This window comes from Gordonia sp. (in: high G+C Gram-positive bacteria), from assembly GCF_020438995.1.
Taxonomy (GTDB): Bacteria; Actinomycetota; Actinomycetes; order Mycobacteriales; family Mycobacteriaceae; genus Gordonia.
In genome coordinates this window covers 1-4,420 of record NZ_JAGQTN010000183.1, presented here as the reverse complement: position 1 = coordinate 4,420, position 4,420 = coordinate 1, and the positions used below count along the sequence as shown (strand labels likewise).

The 4,420-nt window shown below is 67.5% G+C and carries 3 protein-coding genes and 2 pseudogenes; 3 read left to right on the top strand and 2 right to left on the bottom strand.

The annotated features are described in order from the left end of the window. Window positions 1-492 (bottom strand): annotated as a pseudogene (locus tag KDB67_RS13290) (hypothetical protein); the annotation flags it as partial. 112 nt (window positions 493-604) lie between these two features. On the opposite strand from KDB67_RS13290, the gene KDB67_RS13285 reads away from it, so the two are divergent. The 3 genes and pseudogenes from KDB67_RS13285 to KDB67_RS13275 form a co-directional block, all read left to right on the top strand. Continuing rightward, complete coding sequence (locus KDB67_RS13285; protein WP_291016366.1) at window positions 605-1,450, top strand: DUF3097 domain-containing protein; 846 nt, start codon at window positions 605-607, stop codon at window positions 1,448-1,450. Between the two features lie 73 nt (window positions 1,451-1,523). Further along, a complete protein-coding gene (locus KDB67_RS13280; RefSeq protein WP_291016364.1) occupies window positions 1,524-1,952 on the top strand; it encodes an NfeD family protein in 429 nt (142 codons plus the stop codon). A gap of 7 nt (window positions 1,953-1,959) precedes the next feature. Then, window positions 1,960-3,045, top strand: a pseudogene (locus KDB67_RS13275) (SPFH domain-containing protein); the annotation flags it as partial. 462 nt (window positions 3,046-3,507) lie between these two features. Here KDB67_RS13275 and KDB67_RS13270 read toward each other — a convergent pair. Then, window positions 3,508-4,215: a TVP38/TMEM64 family protein gene (locus KDB67_RS13270; RefSeq protein WP_291016362.1), complete on the bottom strand. Its 708-nt coding sequence runs from the start codon at window positions 4,213-4,215 to the stop codon at window positions 3,508-3,510. Between the last annotated feature and the right edge of the window lie 205 nt (window positions 4,216-4,420).

Sequence of the window (4,420 nt, the reverse complement as noted above, 5' to 3'; positions counted from 1 at the left end):
TCGAAGCCTCGGACCCGCGGTCGACAGCAGCCGGGCCGATTCGGAAACCGCTTGGCGCAGTTCGTATTCGAGTTCGGCTGCCGAGTCCGACGGCGGGGTGGGAAGCGTGTCGGTGTACTCGTGGACCATCCAAGCGATCATGCCGTCGTGCTCGCGAGGGACCAGCGCCAATGTCGAGACCGGGCCGTCGATCAACAGGACCTCACCGGCCTCGAACGCGGCGGTCGTCGCCGGTGCGGGCGGCAATCCCTGCGGATCGCCCGGCCCGGGCAGACGCACACTGAGCGTGCGTGCAGCACGGATCACCGGGAGCAGGGCCGTCGCGGTGGTGCCGTCGAGCCGTCCGGTGCGGTCGTCGATGACGTAGCCGTCGCCGCCGAACATGTCGATGACGTCGTCGGGGGAGCAGCGGCCGGCGATCCAGGCGGCCGCCCACGCCCCGACGGCGCACGTGGGCCACGACGGGGTGAGCAGACGATCGATACTGGTCATAGACCATCGACAATACCGGCCGCCGGATGTGTGGGCAGGGCGGAAGATTCGCGGACCCCGGTGCGCGGCGTGGGATGTCGGTCGTGACCGCGATACGTCCTAGGGTGTCGGGGTGAGTGATCGCTACGGCCGAGACGTCCTGGCGCAGCCGCGCCGCACTAAACCTCGCGTTCCTGAGGTGGCTGCCGAACTCGACCTGGTGGTCGAGGATGCGGCCACCGGCTTCTGCGGTGCCGTCGTCGGCTATGAGAAGAGCTACGCCGGGGACCTGGTTCGTCTGGAGGACCGCCGGGGGCAAACACGAGTGTTCCTGATGTTGCCCGCCGCGTTCCTCATCGACGGCAAACCGGTCACGCTGGTCAAGCCCAAGGTTCAGCGCGCCGGGTACGGGCAGGCGTCCACGGGCGCCGCGCCGGCGCGCACCGCGTCCGGGTCACGGGCGGTGCCCAAACAGCGCGCCCGTACCGCGCGTGCCAGCCGCATCTTCGTCGAAGGCGTGCACGACGCGACTCTGCTCGAACGGGTGTGGGGCGACGACCTGCGTGTCGAAGGCGTCGTTGTGGAAAGTCTCGACGGTCTCGACAACCTCGACGACGCCCTCGCCGACTTCGAGCCCGGTCCGCATCGGCGTGCCGGAGTTCTCGTCGATCACCTCGTCGCCGGCTCCAAGGAGGCCCGGCTCACCGAATCTGTCGGCGAGAACGTGCTGGTGTGCGGGCACCCCTACATCGACGTGTGGCAGGCCGTGAAGCCGGCATCCGTGCGAATCCGGGAGTGGCCGACGATCCCGCGCGGCACCGACTGGAAGACCGGGATCTGTCGCGAACTCGGCTGGGGTACACCACAGGACGGCTGGCGCCGCGTGCTGGCCGGGGTGAAGGACTTCCGGGACCTGGAGGTCCCGATCCTGCGGTCGGTGGAGGAACTGATCGACTTTGTCACCGCCGTCGAAGGCTGACTCCCCGGGTTGCCATGTCACGTATCCGCATCGGGCGTTCGCAGTGGTGCTGTGATCTGGCAGACTGGCCTGCATGAGCGCACTGCTGTGGCTGGGGGCCGCGGTGTTGTTGGCCATCGCAGAGATGCTGATCGGCGACCTGATGCTACTGATGCTGGCCGGTGGAGCGCTGGCCGCCGCCGGGGTCAATGCCGTATTTGACACCCCGATCTGGGTCGACGGCATCGTGTTCGCGGTCGTCTCACTACTGCTCCTGTTGGTGGTGCGGCCGGTCGCCAAGCGGCACCTGCTCAGCAGACCGCGCTATCTGAGCAATACCGAAGCACTCGAAGGCACCAGCGCCATCGTCACCGAGGCGGTGGATGACCGGGACGGCCGGGTGAAGCTGGCCGGCGAGATCTGGTCCGCCCGCACTCTGGAACCGGGTACGCGGATCGCGCCGGGCGAGCAGGTGACCGTGGTGCAGATCGACGGTGCGGTGGCAATCGTATGGAGAGGGTGAACGAGGAATGGAAATCGTCGGACTCGCGGTGCTGGGATTTTTCGTGCTGCTCGCGGCCACGGTGGTGGCCAAGTCAGTCGCGCTGATCCCGCAGGCGGAGGCTGCGGTCATCGAACGACTCGGCCGCTACACCCGTACCGTGTCAGGGCAGCTGACTCTGCTGGTGCCGTTCATCGACACCATCCGCGCCCGCGTCGATATTCGTGAACGGGTGGTGTCGTTTCCGCCGCAACCGGTGATCACCGAGGACAACCTGACGCTGTCGATCGACACCGTCGTCTACTTCCAGGTCACCAACCCGCGGGCCGCGGTGTACGAGATCAACGACTACATCATCGGCGTCGAACAACTTGCCACCACAACGCTGCGCAACGTCGTCGGCGGCATGACGCTGGAAGAGACGCTGACCTCCCGCGACTCCATCAACGGACAGCTGCGCGGTGTTCTCGATGAGGCCACCGGCCGCTGGGGACTGCGCGTGGCCCGCGTCGAGCTCAAGTCCATCATGCCGCCGCCGTCGATCCAGGAGTCGATGGAGAAGCAGATGAAGGCCGACCGTGAGAAGCGCGCCACCATCCTGTGGGCCGAGGGTCAACGGGAGTCGGCGATCAAGACCGCCGAGGGTAACAAGCAGAGCCAGATCCTGGCCGCCGAAGGCGCCAAGCAGGCCGCGATCCTCGAAGCCGAAGCCGACCGGCAGTCGCGGATCCTGCGGGCCCAGGGTGATCGCGCCGCGTCGTATCTGAACGCGCAGGGGCAGGCGAAGGCCATCGAGAAAACGTTCGCCGCGATCCGGTCCAGCAAGCCGACACCGGAGGTGCTCGCGTACCAGTACCTGCAGCAACTCCCGGAGATGGCCAAGGGCCAAGGCAGCAAGGTGTGGGTGGTGCCGTCCGACTTCGGTTCGGCGCTACAGGGTTTCGCCCGGTCCTTCGCCCAGAAGGATGATGACGGCGTCTTCCGCTACCAGTCCACCGACGAACCTGTCGCCGAGGTCGACGAATCGGATATCGAGGACTGGTTCACGCTCGCGCGCGACCCGGAGGTGGCCGCAGCTGTGGCGGAGGCCGAAGCGGTCGCCCGGACCCCTGTCGACGATGGACCGGCCGAGCGCCGGGTACCAGCACGAGATCGGCGTAAGGCCGTCGACGAGCCGCCGCGTCGACCCGTCGAACAACTGTCACCGCCGCAGCATGACCAGCAGGCCGGCGATGGGACGCAGGACAAGACCGTGCTGCACGAGGTCCCGCCGCCCGTACAACGCCCCACGTCACAGCCGTGGAACGTGCAGTCGGGATTCACCCAGCCGCCGGCACCCCAGCACCAGGCGCCGGCTGAGCAGTCATCGCCTCGACAGGGACCCCCGAGCCAGCCGATCCCCAGTCAGCCCGTACCGGGTCAACCACAGCCGAGGTATCCCGAACAGGCCCAGGAATCGTCGCCCTATCAGGTGCTTCCCCGGCAGGGCTACCCTCCGCAGCCTCCGGGCACCCCCGGCCCTGGTCGGCAGGACCCGCCGCGCTGGTAGATCGCGCTGGTAGATCGAGGTTCGGCGTCAGTCAGTGTCGGTTCGAGCCGGATCGGCGGTGGCTGAGTCCGCGGCGTCCGGCCGTGAAGTACCGACCGGCAGCATCGAGTCGACCACCAGTCCCGCGATCCCGGTGGCGAAGAACAGCACGGTCAGCCCGAGCAGGAGAGGGTCGCGTTCACCGGTCAGCGCGTCGCCGAGGAACACCACCGCCGCGGTCCCCGGTGCCATGCCCAGGACGGTGGCCGCCACGTACGGAACGGGCCGCACCGACGACAGACCCGCGCAGTAGTTGGTGACCGAGAACGGGCAGGCGGCGATGAGCCGCAGCGACCCGATGGCCAGCCAGCCGCGTTGTTCGAGCCGGTACTCGATGGTCCGCACGATCGGTTTACGCAGGTACGGACGGACCTTCTCCCGTCCGACCCGGCGCACGAGTACGAATGCGATGACTGCCGCGGCGGTGGACGCGATCATCGCGCCGGCGAATCCGACAATCGGCCCGAAGAACACCCCCGACATGATCGTGAACGTCGACCTCGGGATGGGTGCGACTGTGACGATCGCCGACACAGTGAAGAACACCCACGGAAACCAGGGCCCCAGACCGTCGCCCCAGTCGCGCACGCTGCCGATGGGTGGCAGCGGCACCAGGTAGGCACACGCGATGACCGCCAGTGCGGCCAGCCCGCCGATGACAGCGGTCCGTATCGCCTTCGGGTCAGATCGTCGCACCCCGGCAACACTACTGCTCTGATCGGACCACTAACGAAACACCGACCGAGCGATCGGCTAAGGTCATGTACGCGTACACACAGTGGTTCACGGAGGTGTCCTGCCCCACATGTCACAGCTCACAGATTCCCTCGACGAGGCGTACCGGAAGTGGTCCTCGTCCGCGGCTGCCGTCCTGGCCAAGTCGCGTCGTGTCGAGGTCGAC

Coding starts and splice junctions, on each gene's coding strand:
- KDB67_RS13280 (WP_291016364.1), top strand. CDS start 1,524: ATGAGCGCACTGCTGTGGCTGGGGGCCGCGGTGTTGTTGGCCATCGCA.